At 71.8% G+C, this 24315-nt stretch carries 19 protein-coding genes; 9 read left to right on the top strand and 10 right to left on the bottom strand.

The annotated features are described in order from the left end of the window. Positions 1–56: 56 nt before the first annotated feature. The 6 genes from ACFWBD_RS19150 to ACFWBD_RS19125 all read right to left on the bottom strand — a co-directional run bounded on the left by ACFWBD_RS19150 (position 57) and on the right by ACFWBD_RS19125 (position 8150). Positions 57–866, bottom strand: a complete 810-nt coding sequence (locus ACFWBD_RS19150) for a siderophore-interacting protein (RefSeq protein WP_385667895.1) — start codon at positions 864–866, stop codon at positions 57–59. A 142-nt stretch (positions 867–1008) separates the two neighbouring features. Then, complete coding sequence (locus ACFWBD_RS19145; RefSeq protein WP_385667893.1) at positions 1009–2058, bottom strand: ABC transporter substrate-binding protein; 1050 nt, start codon at positions 2056–2058, stop codon at positions 1009–1011. A gap of 334 nt (positions 2059–2392) precedes the next feature. Beyond that, the gene (locus ACFWBD_RS19140; protein ID WP_385667891.1) at positions 2393–3553 is read right to left on the bottom strand and encodes an acyl-CoA dehydrogenase family protein; all 1161 of its coding nucleotides are present in this window, start codon (positions 3551–3553) and stop codon (positions 2393–2395) included. A gap of 6 nt (positions 3554–3559) precedes the next feature. Then, positions 3560–4495, bottom strand: coding sequence for a hydroxymethylglutaryl-CoA lyase (locus ACFWBD_RS19135; protein ID WP_385667941.1), 936 nt, complete (start codon positions 4493–4495; stop codon positions 3560–3562). A gap of 8 nt (positions 4496–4503) precedes the next feature. Continuing rightward, positions 4504–6519 (bottom strand): acetyl/propionyl/methylcrotonyl-CoA carboxylase subunit alpha, encoded by a 2016-nt coding sequence (locus ACFWBD_RS19130; protein ID WP_385667889.1) that lies wholly within the window; start codon positions 6517–6519, stop codon positions 4504–4506. A gap of 14 nt (positions 6520–6533) precedes the next feature. Continuing rightward, positions 6534–8150, bottom strand: coding sequence for a carboxyl transferase domain-containing protein (locus tag ACFWBD_RS19125; RefSeq protein ID WP_385667887.1), 1617 nt, complete (start codon positions 8148–8150; stop codon positions 6534–6536). 96 nt (positions 8151–8246) lie between these two features. On the opposite strand from ACFWBD_RS19125, the gene ACFWBD_RS19120 reads away from it, so the two are divergent. The 3 genes from ACFWBD_RS19120 (at position 8247) to ACFWBD_RS19110 (ending at position 11087) form a co-directional block, all read left to right on the top strand. Continuing rightward, positions 8247–8840 carry a TetR/AcrR family transcriptional regulator gene (locus tag ACFWBD_RS19120; protein ID WP_385667885.1) on the top strand — a complete coding sequence of 198 codons (594 nt, stop codon included), beginning with the start codon at positions 8247–8249 and terminating at the stop codon, positions 8838–8840. Positions 8841–9010: 170 nt separating this feature from the next. Continuing rightward, positions 9011–10168 carry an acyl-CoA dehydrogenase family protein gene (locus tag ACFWBD_RS19115; protein WP_385667883.1) on the top strand — a complete coding sequence of 386 codons (1158 nt, stop codon included), beginning with the start codon at positions 9011–9013 and terminating at the stop codon, positions 10166–10168. 46 nt (positions 10169–10214) lie between these two features. Beyond that, complete coding sequence (locus ACFWBD_RS19110) at positions 10215–11087, top strand: acyl-CoA thioesterase (RefSeq protein ID WP_385667881.1); 873 nt, start codon at positions 10215–10217, stop codon at positions 11085–11087. A 64-nt stretch (positions 11088–11151) separates the two neighbouring features. Here ACFWBD_RS19110 and ACFWBD_RS19105 read toward each other — a convergent pair whose 3' ends face one another. Next, the gene (locus tag ACFWBD_RS19105) at positions 11152–11943 is read right to left on the bottom strand and encodes a phosphatase (protein WP_385667879.1); all 792 of its coding nucleotides are present in this window, start codon (positions 11941–11943) and stop codon (positions 11152–11154) included. A 66-nt stretch (positions 11944–12009) separates the two neighbouring features. After that, positions 12010–13536 carry a PucR family transcriptional regulator gene (locus ACFWBD_RS19100; RefSeq protein WP_385667877.1) on the bottom strand — a complete coding sequence of 509 codons (1527 nt, stop codon included), beginning with the start codon at positions 13534–13536 and terminating at the stop codon, positions 12010–12012. Positions 13537–13655: 119 nt separating this feature from the next. On the opposite strand from ACFWBD_RS19100, the gene ACFWBD_RS19095 reads away from it, so the two are divergent. The 4 genes from ACFWBD_RS19095 to ACFWBD_RS19080 are packed head-to-tail and all read left to right on the top strand — an operon-like array spanning position 13656 to position 18559. Beyond that, positions 13656–15119 carry a sodium:solute symporter gene (locus tag ACFWBD_RS19095; RefSeq protein ID WP_385667875.1) on the top strand — a complete coding sequence of 488 codons (1464 nt, stop codon included), beginning with the start codon at positions 13656–13658 and terminating at the stop codon, positions 15117–15119. Between the two features lie 56 nt (positions 15120–15175). Next, positions 15176–16144 (top strand): agmatinase, encoded by a 969-nt coding sequence (gene speB, locus ACFWBD_RS19090; RefSeq protein WP_385667873.1) that lies wholly within the window; start codon positions 15176–15178, stop codon positions 16142–16144. Further along, positions 16141–17835 carry a thiamine pyrophosphate-binding protein gene (locus tag ACFWBD_RS19085; protein WP_385667871.1) on the top strand — a complete coding sequence of 565 codons (1695 nt, stop codon included), beginning with the start codon at positions 16141–16143 and terminating at the stop codon, positions 17833–17835. The genes speB and ACFWBD_RS19085 overlap by 4 nt, the downstream gene beginning before the upstream one ends. Positions 17836–17869: 34 nt before the next feature. Then, entirely contained in the window at positions 17870–18559 is a 690-nt protein-coding gene (locus ACFWBD_RS19080; protein WP_385667869.1) for a hypothetical protein, read from the top strand. 124 nt (positions 18560–18683) lie between these two features. On the opposite strand, the gene ACFWBD_RS19075 is transcribed toward ACFWBD_RS19080, so the two are convergent. Together ACFWBD_RS19075 and ACFWBD_RS19070 are read right to left on the bottom strand one after the other, a co-directional pair. Next, entirely contained in the window at positions 18684–19487 is an 804-nt protein-coding gene (locus tag ACFWBD_RS19075) for an endonuclease I family protein (protein ID WP_385667867.1), read from the bottom strand. A 210-nt stretch (positions 19488–19697) separates the two neighbouring features. Next, entirely contained in the window at positions 19698–22064 is a 2367-nt protein-coding gene (locus ACFWBD_RS19070) for a glycosyltransferase family 39 protein (RefSeq protein ID WP_385667865.1), read from the bottom strand. A 175-nt stretch (positions 22065–22239) separates the two neighbouring features. On the opposite strand from ACFWBD_RS19070, the gene ACFWBD_RS19065 reads away from it, so the two are divergent. Together ACFWBD_RS19065 and ACFWBD_RS19060 are read left to right on the top strand one after the other, a co-directional pair. Then, the gene (locus ACFWBD_RS19065) at positions 22240–23091 is read left to right on the top strand and encodes a serine hydrolase (protein ID WP_385667863.1); all 852 of its coding nucleotides are present in this window, start codon (positions 22240–22242) and stop codon (positions 23089–23091) included. Positions 23092–23148: 57 nt separating this feature from the next. Continuing rightward, the gene (locus ACFWBD_RS19060; protein WP_385667861.1) at positions 23149–24195 is read left to right on the top strand and encodes an esterase-like activity of phytase family protein; all 1047 of its coding nucleotides are present in this window, start codon (positions 23149–23151) and stop codon (positions 24193–24195) included. Positions 24196–24315: the final 120 nt, after the last annotated feature.

Genomic DNA, 24315 nt, shown 5'->3' with positions numbered 1-24315 from the left:
TGACCGTGATCACGTCGGCGCCCCCACGCAACTGCCCCTGGGGGCACGGGTGGTGGCTATTCCGACGCGCGGAGCTGTTCCTCGTTCATGCCCTGGCGCCAGTACCCGACGAAGGTGATCCGGCGCCGGTCGACCCCGCGTTCTTGGACGAAGTGGCGGCGCAACGCCTTCACACACCCCGACTCGCCCGCGATCCAGACGTACGGGTGCTCGGCGGCCGGGAGCCGGGCCTCCCGGAGGGCGTCCACGGAGCTCTCCCCGACCACCCAGGTGACCTCGGCGTCCGCGGCCGTCGCCAACCTCTGCACGTTCCGGGCGTCGGACGCCTCCAGCCAGACCCGGACGCGCTGTCCGGCCGGCAGGGACTCCAGGATCGACGCGACGGCCGGAAGGGCGGTCTCGTCGCCCCACAGCACGATCAGATCGGTGTCCGCGGGCGGCCGGAACCGGATCGCGCGGTTGTCCGCCAGGGCCGGGCCCAGCAGGACGACCCGGTCCCCGGCGCCGGCGCCCGAGGCCCACGCGGAGGCGGGCCCGGCCGGGGTGTGCAGCACGAAGTCGATGTCGATCTCGTCGGGATCGCGCCGCAGCGCACGCAGCGTGTACGACCGCATCACCGCCCGCACACCGTCCGGCAGTTCACGCCACGCCTGCCACCAGCCGTCCCCCAGCTCGAAGGGAACGGCCGGCACGGACTGCCCCGGGTGCGGCAGGAACAGCGACAACGACTGGTCGCGCCCGTCGGAGAAGAAGTGCCGCAGGTCTTCCCCGGCGAAGGTGACCCGGACCAGGGAGGAGCCGAGTCGCCGAGTGCGTACGACCTGGAGGGAGAAGAACCGGAAGGGCGCGACAACGGCGGTGGTCACGGGGGCGCTCCTGTAGACGTGGGGAGGGGTGGCTCACCTGCTTTTCAGGGGCGCGGGGCCGCATCGCTATGCGGCCCCGCCGGGTGGGCGCGACCAGCCACGAGGGGCCCGCAGTTCACCCACGACCGAAGCCACCCGTTGGTCAGGAAACCTTCTTGGCCTTCTCGAGCGCCTCGGCGAGGTTCTCGAGCAGCGGCACACACTTCGCGTACGAAAGGATCGGCTCCGGCGAGCGCGCGATGACCTGCCCCGCCTTCACCGCGGGCAGCTTCTTCCAGGTCGCCTCGGCGATGTCGGCGGGCTGGATCGTCGAGGACCGGTCGTCCATCATGATGATGTCGGCCGCGTACTTGTCGACGTTCTCCCAGCTCAGCGACTCGTACCAGCCGCCACCCTCCGCCTTCGCGCTCTCCGGCGGCTCGATGAAGTTCACGCCGAGGGCCTTGAAGTACTCCAGGTCGATGGAGAGGTTGGTGCCGGAGACGTAGAAGAGCGCCTCGCTCGCGGAACCGGCCAGGACCTTGATCTCGGGCTTGGCCTTGGCGGCGGCGCGCAGCCGGGCGGCCGCGTCCTCGAACTTCTTCTTGGCGTCGGTGACCGCGGCCGCCGTCATGTCGGCGCCGAGCGACTCGGCCAGCTCCCACATGCGCTGGAGCGGAGCGGTCAGCTGACGGTCGTAGACGGAGACGCCGACGCTCGGGGCGAGCTTGGCGATCTTGTCCTTGGAGGCCTCGGGGACGTACCAGAGGGTGCCGGCGTTGTCGAACATCGTGGAGATGAGCACATCGGGGGCGAGGGCCGCGTACTTCTCGACGTTGAACTCGTCCCACACGTTGCCGAGGACCGTCACCTTGGTGACGTCCATGTCGCCGGCCTGGACGTCGGCCTTGCCCGCGGCCGTTCTGGTCGGGCCGAAGACACCCTTGACCTGGATGCCGTAGTCGTAAAGGGCGGCGCCGACGCCGGTGAAGGCGACGATGTTCGCGGGGATCTCGTCGAGCTTCACCGTGGTGCCGCGGTCGTCCTTGAAGGTCCAGGAACCGGACTTGGCCGAGGCGCTCGCCGACGACCGGGAGCCACTGCTGCTCGCGTCGTCGTCCCCGCAGGCGGCGAGGGCGGCACCGAGGCCCAGGGCGCCACCGGCGGCGAGGATGCCACGGCGGGTGGGACGAGCGGCTCTGGCGTTGGACATGTGTCTGGCTACTTTCGGACGGGGCGGATCACCCGAGGACGGTTCGAACGTAGGTTAGCCTAACCTCAGCTCGTGTCCAGAGGGTGGTTCCAGGTCGTGGAACGCCTCCGCCGACGCATGCCTGCTTTCTGTGCACCTCCTGTGGATCGAAGGTGTACGGAATGTCAGGGGGCCCATTCAGGACCGGAGTTGCTGTTCCCTCCGAGGATGCGAAGAGCGGCCGGACGGCCTCAGGGCATGCCAGGGAGGCCGCCGTACCGGCCCGGATCGAGCGGTACGGGGACCTCGTGCGCGCACAAGACCCGCGACGGTCAGGTCGACTTCCGGTCAGGACTCAGCAGGGCAGCCCCAACTCGCGGGCGATCAGCATCCGTTGCACCTCGCTCGTACCCTCCCCGATCTCCAGGATCTTGGAGTCGCGCCACATCCGGGCCACCGGGTACTCGTTCATGAAGCCGTAGCCGCCGTGCACCTGGGTGGCGTCGCGGGCGTTGTCCACGGCGATCGTCGACGAGTAGAGCTTGGCGAGGGCCGCCTCCTTCTTGAAGGGGTCGCCGGCCACCAGCCGCGAGGCCGCGTCCCGCCAGGCGAGGCGGGCCGTGTGCGCCTTCATCTCCATGTCGGCGATCTTGAACTGGATGGCCTGGTTGGCGCCGATCGGACGGCCGAACGCGTGCCGTTCCTTCGCGTACTTCACCGACTCGTCCACACAGCCCTGCGCGAGGCCGGTCGCGAGCGCCGCGATGGCGATGCGCCCCTCGTCGAGGATCCGCAGGAACTGCGCGTATCCGCGGCCCTCCTCGCCCAGCAGGTTCGCCGCCGGGACCCGCACGTCCGAGAAGGACAGCTCACGGGTGTCGGAGGCGTTCCAGCCGACCTTCGAGTAGGGGCTCGCCACCGTGAAGCCCGGCGTGCCGGACGGGACGATGATCGCCGAGATCAGCGGTCGGCCGTCCGGCTTGCGGCCGGTCACCGCCGTGACCGTGACCAGCCCCGTGATGTCCGTGCCCGAGTTGGTGATGAAGCACTTGGTGCCGTTGATCACCCACTCGTCCGTCTCGGGGTCGAGCCGGGCCGTCGTACGCGTCGCGCCCGCGTCGGAGCCGCCGTCCGGCTCGGTCAGCCCGAAGGCGCCCAGGATCTCGCCGGAGCACAGCCGCGGCAGCCACTCCCGCTTCTGCTCCGGGGTCCCGAAGAGATGGATCGGCATGGCGCCCAGCGAGACGCCCGCCTCCAGGGTGATCGCCACGGACGAGTCGACGCGGGCGAGTTCCTCCAGCACGATGCCGAGGGCGAGGTAGTCGCCGCCCATACCGCCGTGCTCCTCGGGGAACGGCAGCCCGAACAGGCCCATGCGGCCCATCTCGCGGACGATCTCGTACGGGAACTCGTGCCGCTCGTAGAAGTCACCGATCTTGGGCGCGACCACGTCGTGCGCGAACTCCTCGGCAGTGTGGCGGAGTTCTTCCAGTTCGGGGGAGAGACGGTGGTCCATGTCGGGTCACTGCTCCTTGTGGGGCTCTGTGGTGGTGCCCAGTGCTCGGACGGTGCGGGAAGGGCTGGGTCGGCCCAGTCGGCCGGCCATCCACTCGCTTGTGGCGACGAGACGGCCGAGGTCCACCCCGGTGTCGATGCCGAGGCCCCGCAGCATCCACACCAAATCCTCGGTGGCGAGATTGCCGGTGGCGGACTTGGCGTACGGGCAGCCGCCGAGACCGCCCGCCGAGGCGTCGACGGTGGTGACGCCGTGCTGGAGCGCGGCGAGCGTGTTGGCGAGTGCCTGGCCGTACGTGTCGTGGAAGTGCACGCCCAGCACGTCCGTGGGCACGCCCTGTTCGTTCAGCGCGGTCAGCAGGGCCCGGACGTGGCCCGGGGTGGCCACGCCGATCGTGTCGCCCAGGCTCAGTTCGTCGCAGCCCAGGTCGAGCAGGGCCCGGCAGACCCGGACGACCTGTTCGACCGGGACCGCGCCCTCCCACGGGTCGCCGAAGCACATGGAGAGGTAGCCGCGCACATGCACGTCCCGCGCCTTGGCCCGGGCCACCACCGGCTCGGACATCGCCAGCACCTCATCCACCGTGCGGTTGAGGTTGGCCTTGGCGAAGGACTCGGTGGCGCTGGCGAAGACGGCGACCCGGCGGGCGCCCAGGGAGAGCGCGCGGTCCAGGCCGCGCTCGTTCGGCACCAGGACCGGGAGCGCCACCTCGAGGCCGCTCACGCGCGGGAACAGCTCCTCGGCGTCCGCGAGTTGGGGCACCCAGCCGGGGTGGACGAAGCTGGTGGCCTCGATGGTGGTGAGGCCCGCGTCGGCGAGGCGGTGGACGAACTCCGCCTTGACGGCCGTGGGCACGGTCGACTTCTCGTTCTGGAGCCCGTCGCGCGGACCCACCTCGTGGATGCGCACCCGCGTGGGCAGGCCCGCGGCCGGTACGGCCATGGGAAGGGTCACCGGTCCTCCTCCGCCGGGGCGATGACGGCCAGCACCTGGTCCATGGCGACCGTCGTGCCCGGCGTCACGTCCAGTTCGGCCACCGTGCCGGCGTGCGGGGCGGAGATGACGTGCTCCATCTTCATCGCCTCGACGACCAGCAGGGACTGGCCCGCGGCCACCTCGTCGCCGACGGCGACCTTCACCACCGTGACCGTGCCGGGCATGGGCGCGGTGAGCGAGTCGGCGCCCGCGTGGGCCCCTCGGGAGAGGGACTCGGCGACCGGATCGTGATCGCGCACATTCCAGGCGTCGCCGTCACGGCCGAGCCAGGCGCCGTCCGGCAGCGCGGCGAAGGACTGTGCGACGCCGTCGAGCCGGCAGGTGAACCGGGAATCCGCGCCCGGCGCCGGGAGCGGCCCTGCGGCGCCCCGCAGCGGGGTGTCCGCCCCGGCGGGCAGCACCTCGGCCGTGCCGTCCGCCGTGCCGCGCACGCGGACGGTCACCGGGTCGTGTCCCGGCACATGCAGGTGGTGTGCCGTCCAGGCGGGCTCACCGCCCAGTCGCCAGCCGTCCGCGACGGAGAAGGGGTCCACCCAGCCCGTACCGGGCGCGGGGGCGAGCGCGGCCTGGCGCAGCAGCGCGGCCGCCGCGTAGACGTCCTGCGGCACGTCGGCCGCGACGAGGCTCGGGGCCTCCCGCTCCACCAGGCCGGTGTCCAGCTCGCCTGCCACCACCGCCGGATGGGCCAGCAGCCGCCGCAGGAACCCGGCGTTGGTCTGCACGCCCAGCGTGACCGTCTCCGCGAGGGCCGCCCGGAGCTTGCGCAGCGCGGTCTCCCGGTCCGGTCCGTAGGCGATCACCTTGGACAGCATCGGGTCGTAGAGGCTGCCGACCTCGGTGCCCTCGCTCAGCCCGGAGTCGGTGCGCACGCCGTCGCCTTGGGGTTCGCGCAGCAGGAGCACCGTCCCGCCGGAGGGCAGGAACCCGCGCGCGGGGTCCTCGGCGCAGATCCGCGCCTCGACCGCGTGCCCGGTCAGCCGGACGTCCTCCTGGCCGAAGGACAGCGGCTCACCGGCGGCCACCCGCAGCTGCCACTCCACCAGGTCCAGGCCGGTGACCAGTTCGGTGACCGGATGCTCCACCTGGAGGCGGGTGTTCATCTCCATGAAGTAGTACGAGGACGGGTCGTTGCCCGGCACGATGAACTCCACCGTGCCCGCGCCCCGGTACCCGCACGAGCGCGCCGCCTGGACCGCCGCCTCGCCCATGGCCGCCCGGGTCTTGTCGTCCAGCAGGACGGAGGGCGCCTCCTCGACGATCTTCTGGTGCCGGCGCTGGAGGGAGCACTCGCGCTCGCCCAGGTGCACGACCGTCCCGTGGCCGTCGGCCAGGACCTGGATCTCGATGTGCCGGGGCCGGTCCACCCACCGCTCGACGAGGAGTGTGTCGTCCCCGAAGGAGGCGCGGGCCTCGCGGCGGGCGGCGGCGATCTCCTCGTCCAGCACGGCCAGGTCCCGCACCAGGCGCATGCCCTTGCCGCCGCCGCCGGCCGACGGCTTGAGCAGGACGGGCGCGCCGATCTCGCGGGCCGCGTCGGCGAGTTCGGCGTCGGTGAGTCCGCTGCCGCTCGACCCGGGGACGACCGGTACTCCGGCCGCCTGCACGGTCTCCTTGGCCCGGATCTTGTCGCCCATCAGGGAGATGGCGTCCGCGGGCGGCCCGATGAAGACCAGCCCGGCGTCGGCGCACGCGCGCGCGAAGCCGGCGTTCTCCGCGAGGAAGCCGTAGCCGGGGTGGACCGCCTGGGCGCCGGTGCGGGCGGCCGCCGCGAGCAGCCGCTCCACCGACAGATAGCTCTCGGCCGCCGGCGGCGGACCGATGTGTACGGCCGTGTCCGCCTCCCGGACGTGCCGGGCGTCCGCGTCGGCGTCGGAGAAGACGGCCACCGAGCGCACCCCCAGCGCGCGCAGGGTGCGGATGACGCGGACGGCGATCTCGCCCCGGTTGGCCACAAGCACGGTGTCGAACATCAAGGCTCCCCTCCTCACATCCGGAAGACGCCGAACTGGGGTTCACCCAGCGGCGCATGGGCACAGGCGGTCAGGGCGAGGCCCAGTACCTGCCGGGTCTCCAGCGGGTCGATGACCCCGTCGTCCCAGAGACGGGCGGTGGCGTAGTAGGCGTTGCCCTGGCGCTCGTACTGCTGCCGGACCGGTGCCTTGAAGGCCTCTTCCTCGTCCGCGGGCCACTCCTGGCCCCGCGCCTCGAGCTGGTCGCGCTTGACGGTCGCGAGGACGGAGGCGGCCTGCTCGCCGCCCATGACGGAGATCTTGGCGCCCGGCCACATCCACAGGAAGCGAGGGGAGTAGGCCCGGCCGCACATCGAGTAGTTCCCGGCGCCGTACGACCCGCCGACGACGACCGTCAGCTTCGGCACGCGGGTGCACGCGACGGCCGTCACCATCTTGGCACCGTGCTTGGCGATGCCGCCGGCCTCGTAGTCCCGGCCGACCATGAACCCGGAGATGTTCTGGAGGAACACCAGCGGGATCCCGCGCTGGTCGCACAGCTCGATGAAGTGGGCGCCCTTCTGGGCGGACTCGGAGAACAGGATGCCGTTGTTGGCGACGATGCCGACCGGGTGGCCGTGGATCCGGGCGAAGCCGGTGACCAGGGTCTGCCCGAACTCGGCCTTGAACTCCGCGAAGCGGGAGCCGTCGACCACGCGCGCGATGACCTCGCGCGCGTCGTAGGGGGTGCGGGAGTCGACGGGCACCGCGCCGTACAGCCCGTAGGGGTCGACCTTGGGCTCGACGGGCGCCCGCACCTCCCAGGGCAGGGGTCCGCGCGCGGGGAGCGTGCCGACGATGTTCCGGACGATGCGCAGCGCGTGCGCGTCGTCCTCCGCGAGGTGGTCGGTCACGCCGGACACCCGCGCGTGCACCTCGCCGCCGCCCAGCTCCTCCGCGGTGACGACCTCGCCGGTGGCGGCCTTCACCAGTGGGGGCCCGCCCAGGAAGATCGTGCCCTGGCCGCGGACGATGACGGCCTCGTCGCTCATGGCAGGGACGTAGGCCCCGCCGGCCGTGCACGAGCCCAGCACCGCCGCGATCTGCGGGATCCCGGCCCCGGACATCCGGGCCTGGTTGTAGAAGATCCGCCCGAAGTGCTCCCGGTCCGGGAACACCTCGTCCTGCATGGGCAGGAAGGCCCCGCCCGAGTCCACGAGATACAGGCAGGGCAGCCGGTTCTCGAGGGCGACCTCCTGGGCCCGCAGATGCTTCTTCACCGTCATCGGGTAGTACGTGCCGCCCTTGACGGTGGCGTCGTTGGCGACGATCACGCAGGCGCGCCCGCCGACCCGCCCGATCCCGGCGATGACCCCGGCCGCCGGGGCCTGCCCCTCGTACATGCCGTCGGCGGCCAGCGGGGCGAGCTCCAGGAAGGGCGACCCCGGATCCAGGAGGCTGTCGACCCGGTCCCGGGGCAGCAGCTTCCCGCGCGCGGTATGGCGCGCCCTCGCCTTCTCCCCACCCCCCAGCCGGGCCGCGGCCAGCTTGCCGCGCAGCTCGTCGACGAGTGCGCGGTGCGCCGCCTCGTTGGCCCGCCAGGCCTCCGACGCGGGGTCTGCCGCGCTCGTCAGCTCCGGTGCCTGCTCCATCCTTGCGGTCCCCTCACCCAGTGATCGACTGTTAATGAGCGTTAACCATTTCCTTCAGGTTAACGACCGCTAACCTTCCTGTCTAGAATTGCCCTCATGGCCACGAGAACCGACGCCCCCACCCGTCGCGAGCAGATCCTCAGGGAGGCCGCGCGGCTGTTCGCCGAGCGCGGGTTCCACGGCGTCGGGGTGGACGAGATAGGCGCCGCCGTCGGCATCAGCGGGCCGGGGCTCTACCGGCACTTCCCGGGCAAGGACGCGATGCTCGCCGAGCTGCTGGTCGGTATCAGCGGCCGGCTGCTGACCGGCGCGAAGCGGCGCCTGGAGGAGGCCGACGGCGTACCGCCCGAGGCGTTCCTCGACTCGCTCGTCGAGGGCCACATCGACTTCGCCCTCGACGACCGTCCCCTGATCACCCTGCACGACCGTGAGCTGGACCGCCTCCGCGACAGCGACCGCAAGCTGGTCCGCCAGCTCCAGCGGCAGTACGTCGAACTGTGGGTGGAGGCCCTGCGCGCCGTGTATCCGGACCTCGCCGAGCCGACCGCCCGCTCGGCGGTGCACTCCGTCTTCGGTCTGCTGAACTCCACCCCGCACCTCGGCCGACCGGGTTCCCTGCCGGGCCGCGCGGCCACGGCGGCGCTGCTGCACCGGATGGCCAGGGGGGCCTTCGCGGCGGCCGTGGAGTGACGAGCGTTACCCCCGCCCCACCCTGGACGCTGTTCGTACTCGCCGGTACGGTTGTTCTCTGAGCAAGCGCTTAGCCACCGGGACGGCCGCAATCACCCATTGAGCACCCCGACGGCGAGCAACCACATCCGCGAGAGCGGCGCCGGCTTAGGCGCAGAGAGGGGCCGGCGGTGCGCCGTACGGTGTTCAACGAGGACCACGAGGCGTTCCGGGAGACCCTGCGGGCCTTCATCGAGGCCGAGGTCGTTCCCGTCTACGACGAGTGGTTCGCGGCCGGCCAGGCGCCGCGCGACTTCTACTACAAGCTCGCCGAGCTCGGCGTCTTCGGCATCCGCGTCGACGAGGAGTACGGCGGCGCCGGCATCGACTCGTACAAGTTCGAGGCCGTGCTGTACGAGGAGACCGCCCGCGCGGGCGTCTCCTTCGGCGGCTCCGGTGTGCACGTGCTGCTCGGTCTGCCGTACCTCAAGCTGCTCGCCACCGACGAGCAGAAGAAGCGCTTCCTGCCGAAGTTCGTCTCCGGCGAGGAGATGTGGGCGATCGCGATGACGGAGCCGGGCACCGGCTCCGACCTCGCGGGCATGAAGAGCACCGCCAAGCTCTCCGAGGACGGCACGCACTACGTCCTCAACGGCTCCAAGACCTTCATCACCGGTGGCGTGCACGCCGACCGCATGATCGTCTGCGCCCGTACCGACGCGCCCAGCGCCGAGGACCGCCGCCACGGCATCTCCCTCTTCGTCGTGGACACCAAGGCCGAGGGCTACTCGGTCGGCCGCAAGCTGGACAAGCTCGGCCTGAAGACCTCCGACACCGCCGAGCTGGCGTTCGTCGACGTCAAGGTGCCCGTCGAGGACCTGCTCGGCGAGGAGAACAAGGGCTTCTACTACCTCGGCCACAACCTCGCCTCGGAGCGCTGGGGCATCGCCTACGGCGCGTACGCGCAGGCCAAGGCCGCCGTCCGGTTCGCCAAGCAGTACGTGCAGGAGCGCGTGGTCTTCGGCAAGCCGGTCGCGCACTTCCAGAACACCAAGTTCGAGCTGGCCGCCTGCCAGGCCGAGGTGGACGCGGCCGAGGCCGTCGCCGACCGCGCCACGGAGGCCCTGGACGCGGGCGAGCTGACCCCGGCCGAGGCCGCCAGCGCCAAGCTGTTCTGCACCGAGGTCGCCCACCGGGTGATCGACCGCTGCCTCCAGCTGCACGGCGGCTACGGCTTCATGAACGAGTACCCGATCGCCCGCCTGTACGCGGACAACCGCGTCAACCGCATCTACGGCGGCACCAGCGAGATCATGAAGTCGATCATCGCCAAGGACATGGGCCTGTAAGGCCCGGGAAACCTCAGGAAATCACTGGCGGGTACAACTGTCTCCCATGAGCCAGGCACTACAGGATCTCCTCGATCTGCTCGACCTCGAGCAGATCGAGGAGAACATCTTCCGCGGCCGGTCCCGCTCCGCCGTCGTCCCGCGCGTCTTCGGCGGGCAGGTCGCGGCGCAGGCACTGGTCGCCGCCGGACGGACGGTCCCCGAGGACCGCCTCGCCCACTCCCTGCACGCGTACTTCCTGCGCATGGGCGACCCGGGCGCGCCCATCGTCTACACGGTCGACCGGATGAACGACGGCCGGTCCTTCACCGCGCGCCGTGTCGTCGCCGTCCAGCACGGACAGCCGATCTTCGCGCTGTCCGCCTCCTTCCAGCGGTACGAGGAGGGCTTCGAGCACCAGGCCCCGATGCCGCCGGCCCCGGACCCGGCCACGCTGCCCACCTCCGAGGAACGGCTGCGCGGCTACGCCCACCTCGACCCCGAGGTCGTCGAGAGGTTCCTGGAGGCCCGCGAGGCGGTCGACCTGCGCTATGCCGACGAGCCGCCGTACGGCCGGTACGGCGCACCGCGCGAGCCGCACTCCCAGGTCTGGTTCCGCGCCAACGGCAAGCTGGCCGACGACCCTCTCCTGCACGTCGTCCTCGCCACCTACGTCTCCGACATGACGCTCCTCGACTCGGTCCTGCTCGCGCACGGGCGCGGCGGCTGGGCGGTCGGTGACGTGGTGGGGGCGTCCCTGGACCACGCGATGTGGTTCCACCGCCCGTTCCGCGCCGACGAATGGCTTCTGTACGACCAGGAGTCGCCGTCCGCGCACGGCGGCCGGGGCCTCGGCCAGGCCCGTATCTACACCCAGGACGGGCGGCTCGCCGTCTCGGTGATCCAGGAGGGCGTGGTCCGCGCCCCCCGCGGCGGCTGAGCCCCCGGCGCCGCACGCGCGCGTGCGGCGCCCCTGCCGGGGGGGACCTCGCCCAGGACGGGACCTAGTCGGTCAGTCCCGCCTCCGCCAGCAGATACGCCGTCATCACGTCGTAGTGACGCGGGCTGACGACGTGGTCGTCGAGGGGGACCGCCACCTGGACGGTGCCCTCCGACTCGGCGATGAACAGCGCCGGGTCGTTGCAGTCGGCGTAACCCACGGAGTCGACGCCGTGCTGCCCGGCGTAGCCCGCCCAGCCGTGGTCGGCGACGACCAGGTCGGGCAGCGGCCGGCCCTCGCGTTCGAGCGCGGTGAGGATGGCCTTCATCGGCTCACCCGAGTGGGTGTGCCAGAGGGTGGCGCCGTGTTCCAGAACCGCCACGTCGGCCAGCTGCCAGACGTACCCCTCGTCCGTCTGCAGCCCCTCCGGGATCACGACGATCTCGCAGCCGGCCGCGCGCAGGGCGGCGGCGGTGGCGCGGTGCACGTCGAGGAGACCGCCCGGGTGGCCGGTGGCGAAGAGGACCCGCTGCTGCCCCTCGGCCGCCTTGCGCAGCCGGGCCGCGAGCCGGTCCAGACCGTCGACCGTCAGCTCGGGGTCGATGGTGTCCTGGCCGTAGCGGTACTCGGCGTCGTCGTTCACACCGACCCGCTCCGCCATCACCGCGAGCACGTCCTGCTCGTCGGTCCAGCGGTCGCCGAGCTCCAGGCCGAGCCAGAAGTTGCGGACGCCGTTCGCGAGCTGGCGGTAGTGGGAGAGATTGTTCTCGCGGGGCGTGGCGACGTCCCCGGCGATACGGGTTCTGACGAGGTGGTCGACGAGTTCGGCGCGGCTGGGCGTCCCGGGTATCGGCATGGTTTCCATTGTGGGGCAGCGGACTGTGCGCGTCTGCGCTGTTCCGGACGCTGGGACACGCGTCACTCACCCCCGTCCGAGGGAGAACCACAGCTCCATCCGGACGTCCGGATCGTCCAGGTCCGTCCCCAACAGGGCCGCGCAGCGGGCGATCCGCTGCCGCACGGTGTTGCGGTGCACGGCCAGGGCCACCGCCGTACGGTCCCAACTCCCGTGCAGGGAGAGCCAGGTGCGCAGCGTCTCGATGAGCGCGGTGCTCGCGCCGCTCGCCTCGATGGGGGCGAGCAGCGCCCGGGCGTGGGCCCGGGCCTCGTCGTCGGGCACCAGGTCCAGCAGCCCGGATCCGGAGCCGTGGCGGACGAGTGCCGTACGGGTGGCGCGGGCCCGGGCCAGCGCGCGGGCCGCCTGCGCGTCGGCGGCGGGCCAGTCGGCGGGCGCCGCGTCCGCGCTGACGCCGAGGGTCCAGCCCGGCTGCGGCCCCGGCGCGGCGTCGGCCGGGACGAGGACCCGTACGACGTCGTGCGCGAGGTCGACCAGCGGTGATCCGAGACCGGCGCCGAGCGCGGCGGCGGCCACCGGGAGGTAGGGGTCCGCCCGATCGGGAGAAGCCGGGAGCGGGGGAGCCGGGAGCGGGGGAGCCGGGGACGAGGGGGCCCGGGCGTCCGGCCGGGCGTGCACGACGAGCCACCGCTCGCCCCCCAGCAGCGGGGCCACCTCGGCGGGCGCGGCCCCCAGCAGCAGCCGTACGAGCGCCGACGAGCGGGCCGCTCCCGAGCCGCTCTGGTGTTCGCCGGTGAGGAGGGAGAGCAGGACGGCGGCGACGGAGGCGATGGTGTGGTCCCCGGGGTCACGCCGGGGCGCCGCCACCCCGAGCACGAACCCCCGGCCGGCCCCGAGCGCGTAGGCGGCTAGGTGGGCCCCGTCGGAGGTGGTGTCGCTGGCGGTGGCGGAGGCGCGGGAGAGGAGGAGTCGGGCGAGCGCGGCGAGGGGGACGTCCGTCGCGGACGTCTGTCCCGCCCCCGCGATCTGCGTCCCCTCCGGCCCGTACAGCACCGCGCGCCCCCCGACCCGCTGGGCGAGCTGCCGCAGGACGGAGGGGACCGGGTCCGGGCGGGAGGCGGCGGCCGCGAGGCTCTGCTGGGCCTCCGTGACCCGGCGCAGCTCGGCGGTGCGGGCCCGCTCCATCAGCTGCCAGACCGCGCGGGCCACGGCCGAGAACGTCGTCTGCGGGGGCACCTCCAGGAGCGGCAGCCCGTACGTCTCGCAGGCGGCGACCAGCGCTCTCGGCACGGTGTCGTGCACCGGCGCGACCCCGAACCCGAGGGCCGCGCCGCCCGCCTCGACGATCCGCGAGACGTAGTCCTCGAAGTAGGTGCCCGACCCGGCCGCCTCCGGGATGTGCACGCCCGCCGTCAGCAGCAGCTCGCCGCCCAGGAGATACGGATACGGGTCGGCCATCTCCGAGGTGTGGGCCCCGTGCAGCACGACGCCGGGCTCGGCGGGACCGGCGATCTGCCGCAGGGCGAGGTCCTCGCGGGCCAGCAGGGCGGCGAGGGGGACCGGTGGGGTGGGGGGCACGGCGGGCTCCGGCACTATGGACGTTCCCTCCACTGGGCGCGGATCGAGTGGATGAAACGTACACTTCCGGGGCGCTTTTCGGCCACCTAGGGTCAACTCCCGAACCACCTCAGCCATCAAGAAGGGTGGGCCCCGTGGCCGTCGACTACACCGTGATCGCCGTCTATCTGGCCGGCATGCTGGCCATGGGCTGGTGGGGCATGCGCCGCGCCCGCTCGAAGAGCGAGTTCCTGGTCGCGGGGCGTCGCCTCGGGCCCGTCATGTACTCCGGCACCATGGCGGCGATCGTCCTGGGCGGCGCGTCCACCATCGGCGGCGTGGGTCTGGGATACCAGTACGGGCTGTCCGGCGCGTGGATGGTGTTCACCATCGGCCTGGGCCTGCTCGCCCTCTCCGTCTTCTTCTCGGCCCGCATCGCCCGCCTCAAGGTCTACACCGTCTCCGAGATGCTGGACCTGCGCTACGGCGGCCGGGCCGGCGTGATCTCGGGCGTGGTGATGTGGGCGTACACCCTGATGCTCGCCGTGACGTCGACCATCGCGTACGCCACCATCTTCGACGTCCTCTTCGACATGAACAGGACCGTCGCGATCATCCTCGGCGGCTCGATCGTCGTCGCGTACTCGACGCTCGGCGGCATGTGGTCGATCACCCTCACCGACATGGTGCAGTTCGTGGTGAAGACGATCGGCGTGCTCCTGCTGCTGCTGCCGATCGCGGTCGTCAAGGCGGGCGGCTTCAGCGAGATGAGGGCGAAGCTGCCGACCGGGTACTTCGACCCGCTGGGCATCGGCGGCGAGACGATCTTCACCTATGTGCTGATCTACACCTTCGGCATGCTCATCGGCCAGGACATCTGGCAGCGCGTGTTCACCGCCCGCGGCGACCGGACGGCGAAGTGGGGCGGCACGGTGGCGGGCACCTACTGTCTCGTGTACGCCCTCGCCGGCGCCGTCATCGGCACCGCGGCCAAGGTGCTCTACCCGAACCTCGCCTCCGCGGACGCCGCCTTCGCGACGATCGTCAAGGACGAACTCCCGGTCGGCGTGCGGGGGCTGGTGCTGGCCGCCGCGCTCGCCGCCGTGATGTCGACCTCGTCGGGTGCGCTGATCGCCTGCGCGACCGTCGCCAACAACGACATCTGGTCGCGGCTGCGGGGCGCCGTGAGCGCCGACGGCGAGGAACGCGACGAGGTCAGGGGCAACCGCCTGTTCATCCTCCTGATGGGCGTCGCGGTGATCGTCACGGCGATCGCCCTGAACAACGTCGTCGAGGCGCTGACGGTGGCCTACAACCTGCTCGTCGGCGGACTGCTGGTCCCCATCCTCGGCGGACTGCTCTGGAAGCGCGGCACGGTCCAGGGCGCCCTCGCCTCCGTCGTGGTCGGCGGCGTCGCGGTGATCGGCCTGATGGCCGGCTACGGCATCCTCGCCAACGAGCCGGTCTACTACGGCCTCCTCGGCTCCCTGGCCGCCTACCTCGCCGTCTCCCTGGCGACCCCGGCCACCGACCCCGCCGTACTGGCCGCCTGGCGCGAGCGACTGGCCGGCCGGACCCCCGAGACGGCCGGAACCTCCCCCGTTCCGGTGTCCCAGTAGAGTCGTACGAGAAGTAGTACATACGCGATGAAGCGTAAGAAAGAGAGCATTTGACCATGAGTGGCAACGAGACGCCCCGCGGCCCCGTCGACTCCTCCCGCGTCCCGCGGTACGCCGGCCCCGCGACCTTCGCCCGACTGCCCCGCCTCGACGAGGTCGGCCGCGCCGACGTCGCCGTGGTGGGCGTGCCGTTCGACTCGGGTGTCTCGTACCGGCCGGGCGCCCGCTTCGGCGGCAACGCGATCCGCGAGGCGTCCCGGCTGCTGCGGCCCTACAACCCGGCGCAGGACGCCTCCCCCTTCGCCCTCGCCCAGGTGGCGGACGGCGGCGACATCGCGGTGAACCCGTTCAACATCCACGAGGCCGTGGAGACGATCGAGGCGGCGGCCGACGACCTGCTGGGCACGGGCGCCCGCCTGATGACCCTGGGCGGCGACCACACCATCGCGCTGCCGCTGCTGCGCTCGGTCGCGAAGAAGCACGGACCCGTCGCCCTGCTCCACTTCGACGCGCACCTCGACACCTGGGACACGTACTTCGGCGCGGAGTACACCCACGGCACACCGTTCCGCCGGGCCGTGGAGGAGGGCATCCTCGACACCGAGGCCCTCTCCCACGTCGGCACCCGCGGCCCGCTGTACGGCAGGCAGGACCTGACCGACGACGAGAAGCTGGGCTTCGGCATCGTCACCTCGGCGGACGTCTACCGGCGCGGTGCCGACGAGATCGCCGACCAGCTGCGTCAGCGCATCGGCGACCGCCCCCTCTACATCTCCATCGACATCGACTGCCTCGACCCGGCGCACGCCCCCGGCACCGGAACCCCGGAGGCGGGCGGCATGACCTCGCGCGAGCTCCTGGAGATCCTGCGCGGCCTGGCCTCGTGCAACCTGGTCTCGGCGGACGTCGTCGAGGTGGCCCCCGCGTACGATCACGCGGAGATCACGTCGGTGGCCGCGTCCCACACGGCGTACGAACTGACCACCATCATGTCCCGACAGATTGCCGAGGCTCGCGCGAAGTGACTCACGACCACGACCTGGTGCTCCGGCCGACTCAGGCGCAGACCGCCGCTGCGCTGAACCCTCCCGCCGGCCGCAACGGCGGAGACCTGGTCGTGGAGACGCTGGCCGGGCTCGGCGCGACCACCGTCTTCGGGCTGCCCGGCCAGCACGCGCTCGGCATGTTCGACGCGCTGCGCCGCTCCTCGCTGCGGTACATCGGACTGCGGGTCGAGAACAACGCGGGGTTCGCGGCGGACGCGTACGGCCGGATCACCGGCGAGGCGGCCCCGCTGCTGCTGTCGACGGGCCCGGGCGCGCTGACCTCGCTCGCGGCGCTCCAGGAGGCCGCGGCCGCCTCGGCGCCGGTGCTGGCGATCAGCAGCCAGATCCCGACCGCCGGACTGGGCGGCGGCCGCCACGGCTACCTGCACGAACTGCCCGACCAGGCGGCCTCGTTCCGCGGCGTGGTGAAGTCGGTCCACACCGTCCGCACCCAGTCACAGATCCCGTCCGCGATCGAGGCGGCCTGGAAGTCCGCGCTGACCGTGCCGCACGGCCCGGTGTGGGTGGAGATCCCGCAGGACGTGCTGCTGGCGCAGACGCTGGTCCCGGTGGTGACCGGCGGCGACGCCTTCCCCGAAGAGCTGCCGCCGCGCCCCGAACTGACCGCCGTGGCAGCCGACCTGCTGTCGAAGGCGGCCCGTCCGGCGATCATCGCGGGCGGCGGAGTCGTACGGTCGGACGCCTCGGGCAAGCTGAAACAGCTGGCGGAGGTGTTGCAGGCCCCGGTGGTCACCACGCCCGGCGGCAAGGGGGCGTTCCCCTGGACGCACCCCCTCTCGCTCCAGTCCTGGATCGAGGACCGCCACACCACGGACTTCCTCGAGGACGCGGACGTCCTCCTGGTCATCGGCTCGGGGCTCGGCGAACTCTCCTCCAACTACCACACGTTCAAGCCGCGGGGCAGGGTCGTCCAGATCGAGGCGGACCTGGGGAAGCTGGAGTCGAACCATCCGGCGCTCGGCATCCACGCGGACGCGCGACTGGCGTTGCAGGCGCTGCTGGAGACGGTGGAGCCGGTGGTGGAGCGGGCCCGGCCGGAGGCCGCCGAGCGCGTCCGTGAGGTCCTCGCGAAGGTCGCCGACCGCATCGCCGCCCAGGAACTCACCCTGGAGCAGGAGGTGTTGGCGTCGGTCCGCCGGGCGCTGCCGGCCGACTCCCCGTCCTTCTGGGACATGACGATCCTCGCGTACTGGGCCTGGTCGGCCTTCGACGCGAAGGGCCCCAACCACATGCACTCGGCCCAGGGCGCGGGCGGCCTGGGGTACGGCTTCCCGGCGGCGCTGGGCGCGGCGGCGGCCGACCCGACCCGCCCGGTGCTGGCGGTATCGGGCGACGGCGGCGCGCTGTACTCGATCGCGGAGCTGGCGACGGCCAGGCAGTACGACCTGAACGTCACCTGGCTGATCGTCGACGACGGCGGCTACGGCATCCTGCGCGAGTACATGACCGACGCCTTCGGCGAGCCCACGGCCACCGAACTGACCCGCCCGGACTACGTGGCCCTGGCGGAGTCCTTCGGGGTGCCGGGGGTGCGGACCTCTGCGCAGACCCTGGAGGCGGACCTGGCGAAGGCCTTGTCCACGCCCGGTCCCGCAGTGGTCCTCCTCCCGGCGGTGCTGCGGATGTTCGCGCCGACGCATCTCTCCTAACCGAAGCCGATCGCCGGGTTGATACGGTCCCGCCATGTCTGGAGCACACGGATCACCCGGCCCCGTCACCGCCGACGACGTACAGGAAGCGGTCCGGTCGGCGGTGGCCGCCCTGCGGGGGGCCGAGGTCGCCGACTGGGACGCCAAGGCCGGTTCGCTGGACTGGAGTTGCTGGGAGACCGTCGAGCATCTGGCCGACGACCTGTTCGCCTACGCCGCCCAGCTGGGCCCGCGGGACGCGCCGTCGGACACCGAGGTGCCCTTCGTGTGGCGCGCGGAGCGGCCCGGTGCGCCGGCGAACGTGATCTTCGCGGACCGGACGGCCGGGCCGGCCGGACTCGCGCGGGTGCTGGAGGCCTGCGGGGCGCTGCTGACCGCCATGGTGCGTACGGCACCGGCGGGCGTCAGGTCCCATCACGTCTTCGGGGCCTCCGACCCCGAAGGGTTCGCCGCCATGGGCGTCGTCGAGACGCTGGTGCATCTGCACGACGTCGCCGAGGGGCTCGGGGTCCCGTGGGAGCCGGACCCCGCACTGTGCGACCGGGTGCTGGCGAGGCTCTTCCCGGACGCCCCGGACGCCCCGGACGCCCCGGACGCCCCGGACGCCCCCGCCGGCCCCGACCGGTGGGCCACCCTGCTGTGGGCCACCGGCCGGGGCGAGATCCCGGGGCACGCCCGCCTCACGCGGTGGCGCTGGTACGGCGCTCCCCGCGGCGAGCGGTAGGGCTCGGCAGGCGTCCGGGCACGCCGTCCGGGCACTCCGGGCGGGCTGCCCGTGAACGCCGAAAGGGACCGAACGCCCCTGGAATCGAGGGAAGTTCGGCCCCTTCACGGTCGTGCTCCAGCTGCTACCAGATCGCCTCGACCCACTCCGGGTGGTCGATGAACGGGTTGCGGTTGTGCTGGTAGGTGTCGTAGATGACCTGGTTGCGCTTCTCCTCGAAGGCGCTCGGCGGGTCCGCCTCGTTCCACGCCTTGAGGATGGAGAGCTTGCCCATGTACGGGTTGCTGCCGTTGCCGACCTTCTCGTTGGGCTCCAGGTTGGCGAAGCCGTCGTCACCCTCGTAGCGCACGGCCATGTAGAGGATCATGCGGGCCACGTCGCCCCGGTCCGCGGCGCGCGGCGCGAAGGAGTCGGAGTCGACGGTGCTGCCGCCGCCGTTGGTGACCGCGCTGCCGCCGTTGTCGAAGTCCAGGTTGCCGCGGATGCTGTTGACCTGGACGTCCGCGGGACGCAGGTGGTGCAGGTCCGTGCCCGGACCGGTCACCTCGCCGAAGTCGCCGTGGGACTTGGCCCAGGTGTGCTCGCGGTTCCAGTCGCCGACGTCACCGCCGTTGAGGGACTTGGCTCGCGAGACACCGCTGTACAGCAGGATCACGTTGCTGCTGTTGTTCGGGTCCTGGTCGGTGGCCTTCAGGGCGTCCCAGACCGCGGAGTACGAGATCTTCGTCTGGCTGCTGATGATCGTGTGCAGCGAGGACTTCAGGCTCGTGCCCGTCTTGCCGACCGCGTTCTTGTAGTACGTCGCGTCGTAGGCCGTCGTGGTCGCCGCGGCGGGGGTCGCGGTGAGCGCGGGCGCGGTGAGACCGACCAGGACGGCAGTGGTGGCAAGCGCCACCGACTTCCATCGGCGTATGCGTGTCGCCAGCATGTGGGGTGTCCGATCTACGCGGGTTGATTGGAGGCGGCAATCGGGAGAGTGACATGCACATGCGGTCATGGCAATGAATCTGACATGTCCATCAGGTGACAGGAACCGGCAAATTGCCCCTTGTCTACGCGAGTTGAACGCGCTTTCTTACGCCGAAACGGCCCCCGACAGTCAAGTCAGGGGCCGTTCCGCACCGTTGGGCCGTGGCGGTCAGCTCACGTCCGAGGCGTCCAGTCGGTAGACCGTCGACTGGTTGCTCTGCGTCGAGGTGTCCGTGCCCGAGGCGTCCGATCCGGAGGTCTCGGTGCCGGACCCGGACGCGGTGCCCGAGCCGGACGCGGAGGTCGCCGTCGAGCTGTAGGCGCTCTCCTTCACCGCCGTGCCGTTCTTCTGCACCCAGGCGGTGATCTCCTGGTTCAGGCTGCTGTTGCCGCCCATACCGCCGCCGCCGAGCTGGATGTAGTGCAGCTCGCCCTTCTTCACCAGTTCCTTGAGCTTGGCGAGGGTCATCGCCTGGTCGCTGCCGGTGAAGCCCCACATGGAGATGACGGGCTCGCCGCTGCTGAGGATCATCTGGCCCGCGCTCTGCGAGTTGGAGACCGCGATCAGCCAGGTGGCGCCGTCCTGGTGCTTCTCCAGGTACGAGATGAGCTCACTGTCGGCGCCGCCCATGCCGCCACCGCCCATACCGCCGCCGCCACCCGTACCGCCGCCGGGGCCACCGCCGGAGCCGCCCGGAGCCGTGCCGCTCTCGCCGCCGCCCTGGGTGCCACCGGGGAACTGCCCGTTCGCGCCGCCCTGTTGGCCGCCCTGGCCGCCCTGGCCGCCGCTCGGCGCGCCGCTGGGGGCGCCGCCCTGCGGGAGTTCGCCGTTGCCGCCGCCCGGCGTCATCTGGCCGCCCGCGCCGCCCGGGAACTCGCCGTTCGCCTGGCCGCCCTGCTGCGTGCCACCGGGCGCCTGGCCACCGGGACCGCCGTTGCCGCCGCCGGAGCCGCCCCGGCCACCGCCGCCACCGGGACCGCCCATGCCGCCACCGGTGGACGGACCCGCGGTCGGGTTGGTGCCGCCCATCATGCCGCTGGAGGAACCGAAGGCCGGCGAGGCGGCGTACGCCGTCGGACCGGCGAGGGCCGCCACGATCGCCGCGGCGACGGACGCGCCGAGCAGCCGGACCCTGGTGCCGGAGCTCGCGGACCGCAGCACGAACAGGCCCACGATCGCGAGGACCATGACCACGCCGACGACCGGCCACAGCCAGGTGTTCCAGCCGGTGGCGCGCCTCAGCAGCACGATCGCCCAGCCGCCGGTGACCGCGAGCCCCACGGGCAGCACCCACGACCAGCGGGCGTCACCGCCGCGGAAGGCACGCCACAGCATGACGCCGCCGCCCCCGCACAGCGCCGCGATGCCCGGGGCGAGCGCGGTCGTGTAGTACGGGTGCATGGTGCCCTCGGCCATGGCGAAGGTCAGGTAGTGCAGCACCAGCCAGCCGCCCCACAGCACCAGGGCGGCGCGGGTCGGGTCGGTGCGCGGGGCCCGGCCGCGCAGCACCAGGCCGGCGACGAGCGCGATGCCCGCGAAGGGGATCAGCCAGGAGATCTGACCGCCGAGGACGTCGTTGAACATCCGGCCGATGCCCGCGGTCCCGGCGAAGGAGCCGCCGCCTCCGCCGCCCCCGCCGTTGCCCTCGCCGCCGAGGACCCGGCCCAGGCCGTTGTAGCCCATGATCAGGTCCCAGGCGCTGCCGTCGGTCGAACCGCCGATGTACGGCCGGTCGTCGGCGGGCACCAGGGACACGGCCGTCGCCCACCAGAAGCTGGCGACGGCGAGTGCCACGGCGGCCAGCGCCAGGTTCACGGCCTTCTTCTTCCAGCCGAGCCTCGACGCGTACAGGTAGACGGCGAAGACGGCGGGCAGGGCGATGTAGCCCTGGAGCATCTTGGTGTTGAAGGCGAGCCCGAAGCAGGCCGCGGAGCCGAGGAGCGGCAGCAGCCGGTCGTCGCGCGTGGCGCGCAGCGCGAGAGCGGCGCCGGCCACCATCAGCAGCACCAGGATCGTGTCGGGGTTGTTGTCGCGGTTGATGGCGACGGTGATCGGCGTCAGCGCGAGCACGAGTGCCGCGACGGCGGCGGCCGCGTGTCCGAAGACCCGCTTCACGCTGGAGTGCAGGATCCAGATCGTGCCCAGCGCCGCCGCGACCTCCGGCAGCATCATCTGCCAGGTGCCGAACCCGAGGATCCGGCAGGACAGGCCCATGATCATGAGCGCGAACGGCGGCTTGTCGACGGTGATGAAGTTCCCGGCGTCCAGTGAGCCGAAGAACCACGCCTTCCAGCTCTGCGTGCCGCTGTAGATCGCGGAACTGTAGAAGCTGTTGAGGCTCGACCCGGACAGGTTCCAGGAGTAGAGCACCGCCGCCAGGATCATGATCGCGATCAGTGCGGGCAGCGACCAGCGTGGCGCCCTGTCCGGCGGGGGCGCCGCCGGGGCCGTCTCGCAGGCCGTCGGCGGGGACCGGTCCGCGGACACGGCGGGGGGCACGGTCGGGTGGGGGAGGGGATCGGTGGCAGATGTCACCCTGCGCATGCTGTACGGCCGTTGTGGGTGGTCGCTGTGGTCAAGCTGGCCGCCGCCTGTGAGAACGCACAGGCCGCGGTAACGCGTTGCCCAGGCTTTCCCCAACATCCGAGGTGATGCGTACGACCCCGGTGATGCGTACAACCTTTCGTACGAACCTGTGTGTCAACAGGTCATGACTCACCGGACACGAAGAAGCAGAAGGCTGTTCGGCGCCGGGCTCACCGCCGGCGTTCTCATAACCGGCGTGGCCGCCGCCGCACCCGCCGCGGCCGCCACGCCCACCGTGAGCTGTACGTCGGCCAGGGCAGGGCTGGCGGCCAAGCTGAAGAAGGACATCACCGCCGCGCTCGTGAACCGCAAGGGCACGGTCGCCGTCGGCCTCTACGACCGCACCACCGGCACCACCTGCACCCTGCGTGCCTCCACCGCCTACGACTCGGCCAGCGTCGTCAAGGTCACCGTCCTCTCCGCGCTGCTGTGGGACGCGCAGAAGACCGGCCGGGCGCTGACCAGCCGTGAGAAGACCCTCGCCACGGCCATGATCACCAAGTCGGACAACGCCTCCACCTCCACCCTGTGGAAGCAGCTCGGCCCGACGAGGATCAAGAACTTCCTGACGGCCGCGAAGATGACGCAGACCAAGCCGGGCGCGAACAACTACTGGGGCCTGACCCAGATCACCGTCACCGACGAGCAGAAGCTGCTGAAGCTGCTCACCGCCAAGAACACGGTCCTCACCGACGCCTCGCGCGCCTACGTCAACACGCTGATGGGCCAGGTCGTCTCGGCGCAGCGCTGGGGCACCCCCTACGGCAGGCCGGCCGGGGTCAGCTGGCACGTCAAGAACGGGTGGCTGTCGCGCGCCACGCACGGCTGGCGGGTGCACAGCGTCGGCACCTTCAAGGGCGGCGGCCACGACTACGTCATCACCGTCCTCACCCACGGCAACAGCACGATGAACTACGGCATCACGACCATTCAGGGCGTCGCCAAGGTCATCCACAAGGACCTGGCCGCTTCCTGAGCGAGCCTTTACGCGGTGTCCCACCGCACGTCACCGGCCCGACCTACGGTGACGCCCATGCGCCTGCGAACCGTACTCGCCACCCTCACCGCCGGCCTGGCGGCGGCCACCACTCTGACCGCCGCCGGGCCCGCGAACGCCCACCCGGCCACGAACACCGCAACAGACACGGCCACGAGCAACGCCTGTTCACCCGCCGTCTCCCTCGACGGCTTCTCCGACGCCCTCGACAAGACGACCTTCGACGGCACCTTCGTCGGCAACTTCTCCGCGCTCGCCCTGGACAGGGACGGCTCCCTCGCGGCCCTCTCCGACCGCTCCTCGCTCTTCGGCCTGGACGCCAAGACACTCGCCCCGAAGTCGGTCGTCCCGCTCGCCGACGAAAGCGGCGCCGCACTCGACAGCGAGGGTCTCGCCATCGACCGGGACGGCACCCGGCTGATCACCTCCGAGACCGAGCCGTCCATCCGCCGCTACAGCCGCGACGGCAAGATCCTCGACCGCCTCCCGGTCCCGGCCTCGCTCCTCGTCGCCCCGGCCGGCCGCGCCACGTCCAACCAGACCTTCGAGGGCCTGACGCTGCAGCCCGGCGGACGCACCCTCCTCGCGTCGATGGAGTACGCGATCTCCGGCGACAGCACGGGCATCGTCCGCTTCCAGACCTGGCAGCGGCACCACGGCCGGTTCGCGCTCTCGGCCCAGTACGCGTACCGCACCGACTCCGGCCTCGGCGTCCCCGAGGTCCAGGCCCTGCCCGACGGCCGGCTCCTCGCCCTGGAACGCGGCTTCACCACCGGCGTCGGCAACACGGTCCGCCTCTACCTGGCCGACCCCCGCCACGCCACGGACACCGGCGGCGTCGAGAACCTCACCGGCCAGGACGGCGTGCGCCTGGTGCGCAAGACGCTCCTCGCCGACATCGTGAACTGCCCGTCACTGGGAGCGACCGCCAAGCAGCCCCAGCTGAACCCGCTGCTCGACAACATCGAGGGCATGGTGATCACGGGCCGCGCCAAGGGCCGCGTGGAGGTGCTCCTGGCCAGCGACGACAACCAGAACGCGGCACAGACGACGCGCTTCTACCGGCTGCGCGTACGCGTCTGACCGCCTCCGGCCGCCGCTGACCGACTGTGATCGTGCGTCCACGATTGTTGCGGAGGGATGAAATCCGCTTCTGCCGGCGTTGGTGCCTTCCGGCAGACCAGGACGACTGGGACGACAGGA

The organism is Streptomyces sp. NPDC060002 (assembly GCF_042737245.1).
GTDB lineage: Bacteria > Actinomycetota > Actinomycetes > Streptomycetales > Streptomycetaceae > Streptomyces.
This window is presented reverse-complemented; position numbering and strand designations above follow the sequence as displayed.

Coding starts and splice junctions, on each gene's coding strand:
- ACFWBD_RS19145 (WP_385667893.1), bottom strand. CDS start 2,058: ATGTCCAACGCCAGAGCCGCTCGTCCCACCCGCCGTGGCATCCTCGCC.
- ACFWBD_RS19140 (WP_385667891.1), bottom strand. CDS start 3,553: ATGGACCACCGTCTCTCCCCCGAACTGGAAGAACTCCGCCACACTGCC.
- ACFWBD_RS19135 (WP_385667941.1), bottom strand. CDS start 4,495: ATGGCCGTACCGGCCGCGGGCCTGCCCACGCGGGTGCGCATCCACGAG.
- ACFWBD_RS19130 (WP_385667889.1), bottom strand. CDS start 6,519: ATGTTCGACACCGTGCTTGTGGCCAACCGGGGCGAGATCGCCGTCCGC.
- ACFWBD_RS19125 (WP_385667887.1), bottom strand. CDS start 8,150: ATGGAGCAGGCACCGGAGCTGACGAGCGCGGCAGACCCCGCGTCGGAG.
- ACFWBD_RS19120 (WP_385667885.1), top strand. CDS start 8,247: ATGGCCACGAGAACCGACGCCCCCACCCGTCGCGAGCAGATCCTCAGG.
- ACFWBD_RS19110 (WP_385667881.1), top strand. CDS start 10,215: ATGAGCCAGGCACTACAGGATCTCCTCGATCTGCTCGACCTCGAGCAG.
- ACFWBD_RS19105 (WP_385667879.1), bottom strand. CDS start 11,943: ATGCCGATACCCGGGACGCCCAGCCGCGCCGAACTCGTCGACCACCTC.
- speB (WP_385667873.1), top strand. CDS start 15,176: ATGAGTGGCAACGAGACGCCCCGCGGCCCCGTCGACTCCTCCCGCGTC.
- ACFWBD_RS19080 (WP_385667869.1), top strand. CDS start 17,870: ATGTCTGGAGCACACGGATCACCCGGCCCCGTCACCGCCGACGACGTA.
- ACFWBD_RS19075 (WP_385667867.1), bottom strand. CDS start 19,487: ATGCTGGCGACACGCATACGCCGATGGAAGTCGGTGGCGCTTGCCACC.
- ACFWBD_RS19065 (WP_385667863.1), top strand. CDS start 22,240: ATGACTCACCGGACACGAAGAAGCAGAAGGCTGTTCGGCGCCGGGCTC.
- ACFWBD_RS19060 (WP_385667861.1), top strand. CDS start 23,149: ATGCGCCTGCGAACCGTACTCGCCACCCTCACCGCCGGCCTGGCGGCG.